A 2,383-nucleotide genomic window follows, 5' to 3' on the forward strand; every position below is an offset into this window, starting at 1 on the left:
TTTTCTTTTTCACCCTCATTCTCTCCTGGCGCGGTGGCTCTAGTTCTTCTTTGGCCACCGTTCTCATCTTTGGTTAGTCTAAACTACAGTTGTTAGCTTTTAGAACAGCTATATCTTATCGATTTGTCGGTTCGGTTGCTGCAAGATAATGGTGACGTATTCGCCTTACACATAGCAAGTTCGATGCTGTGTTTGGGCTTGAAATTTGTTTGAGTCCGGTTAACCAATAAGTGATTAAAGGAAACCAAAGAGCGTGCGATCGCTAATTGAGGTATTTCCAAAAATCTCGGCAATTTGCGGCGCCGACTTTCAGTTGTAATGGGATAGGGCAATAAGGAGTGCGAGCCGTTCTAATCTTACTTGTTTCTCGGATTGTATTAAAGAGAGCAAGATTGTGAGTAGAATAAATTGGGTCTGGATCGGTTGTTTTTGTAAGTGGGTCTGATAAAATGTTGGTAACATACTTTTTGAGATAGACTAGCGTGTAATAACACAGGCTGCCTATCTTTTGTTACCACAAATCACCTCGCCCTTTACCTCCTCTGGCTTTGGGGCGGGTTGTCACCCCCCCAAATGGTTCGGATAAGATTGAGGAAACATAATTAACAGATGGAGCGACTTAATAATTTCGACCCCATCTTTTGAGAGTTCAAGTTGCGTCCATCCACCACTGGTGCGGGTTTTGAAGGGGTTGTCACCCCGTCAGATCGATCGGTTTAATTGTTTACGTTCTGGCGATCGAAAATGTATTGCGCTTTTCGTCCGGCGCCGCCCTGACGGTTGCTATATATAAACACGGATCTAGGGATAATTACTGAAAATTTATTGCTCGATCGACCTTCTTGATTTTTGCTGTACGATTGTCAAATCTATTTCTGTGCAAATTCCGTGCAGCGGTTTGTCCCACGAGTCTACTGGTAGTTGGGCGAGCAAGGCAAATTCAAAGATTGTGCCGATCGCAATTTTTGATTCCCACTCAGCTAAACTGAACATTCGATCGTAATAGCCGCCGCCGTAGCCCAAGCGATAGCCGCGAACATCGCAACCTACAGCGGGTACGAGGATTAAATCTACTTCTGAGCGGTCTATTTTAGGAGCATCCGGCAGTGGTTCGAGTATGCCATAAGCTCCAGTATGTAAAGCATCTCCGGGCTGCCAGATGTGCCAGGATAGCTCTTTGCCGACACACCGAGGAAATCCCCATTTTTTAGGGATGGGAATGGCATTTGTGAGACAGGCATCTTGCCTGTCTCCAGAATTGAGCAGGCAAGATGCCTCCTCCACAGAAGATGTAAATAGGGGACTTAAATCTGGTTCTTGGCGACAACTGAAGTATGCGAGGATTGTTTTTGCTTGGGTGAATAAGGGCGAGTTTTGCAGGCGGTTGCAGAGGCGATCGCTCTTTTGTCTCCATTCTTGTGCTGATAGGGATTTGCGGGTGTTGAGGAGCGATCGTCTTAATTCGGTTTTAGTTAATGAAGGTTCAGCAGTATTCATATTTCATATTAAATCATAGCTGCGGGTAGGGACATCGCAATGCCGTGTCCTCAAAATGGGAGACACGGCATTGCGATGTCCCTACAGATATCGTGGCTAATTAACTGGATTTGATATTACATATTGTCTCACCACAGGACAAACGCTGAATAGCGTTTCATTCTCCTGTTCTTCTATTTCCACTAACTATCGCCTCTCCAAAGATTGCAGCCCGTTGAATAACTCGGAGGGCGATAAATCGGCATCTTGTAGCAATTGCTCTATTGAAACTGAATTTGCTTCGCAGCTGAGCTGGGAGATTAGCTTTTTCTCTAATTCTGACAAACGATTTATTTGCAGGTGCAATGTTGCTGCCAATTCTTCCCCTAGAAATAGCCTATCATATTTCAAAAAATCTGCAACCCGGCCTCGGAATATTTCTTGAATGGTGGTGGCTACTATTTTTAACCACAATGAATGAATTGCTTTGATAGGTGTTAATTAGGTTTTCCCATGTTTCGGGATTGAGTAAACTTTTTTGTCGGATTTTTCTTTAATACTACCTGCAAATTTATTTGGTTTTTCATCACTTAGTATGCTAAAAATATAATTAAAAACAGAATTAAAATAAAAAAACATCTAAAAAATAAAATACTGACATCAAGTTTTGAAAGACTTGAGTATTAAGGGTGAGCTGTTGTTAGCTATAATGAAAAGGTAAGTCATTTTAGGGTGGATGGGTAATGATGACCTCAAAGAAGGAAATTAGGCGTTGCTGAATAGCCGTATGAATAATTGAGTAACCGGAACATCCCAGGGTAGTGCCCTGAAGGAAAGGATCGAGAGAATAAAACTGAATTCAAAGAAAAGTAGGCATTTAGAGTTGTAAATTAGCATTGTAATGATG

Annotated in this window: 2 protein-coding genes; both read right to left on the minus strand. The window is 42.3% G+C overall.

From position 1 onward, the window contains the following. Positions 1-822 precede the first annotated feature (822 nt). Positions 823-1,497, minus strand: coding sequence for a 5-formyltetrahydrofolate cyclo-ligase (locus E5S67_RS31730; RefSeq protein WP_172193430.1), 675 nt, complete (start codon positions 1,495-1,497; stop codon positions 823-825). 186 nt (positions 1,498-1,683) lie between these two features. Then, positions 1,684-1,950 carry a hypothetical protein gene (locus tag E5S67_RS33840; protein WP_246277091.1) on the minus strand — a complete coding sequence of 89 codons (267 nt, stop codon included), beginning with the start codon at positions 1,948-1,950 and terminating at the stop codon, positions 1,684-1,686. Between the last annotated feature and the right edge of the window lie 433 nt (positions 1,951-2,383).

The organism is Microcoleus asticus IPMA8, assembly GCF_013179805.1.
Classification (GTDB): Bacteria; Cyanobacteriota; Cyanobacteriia; order Cyanobacteriales; family Microcoleaceae; genus Microcoleus; species Microcoleus asticus.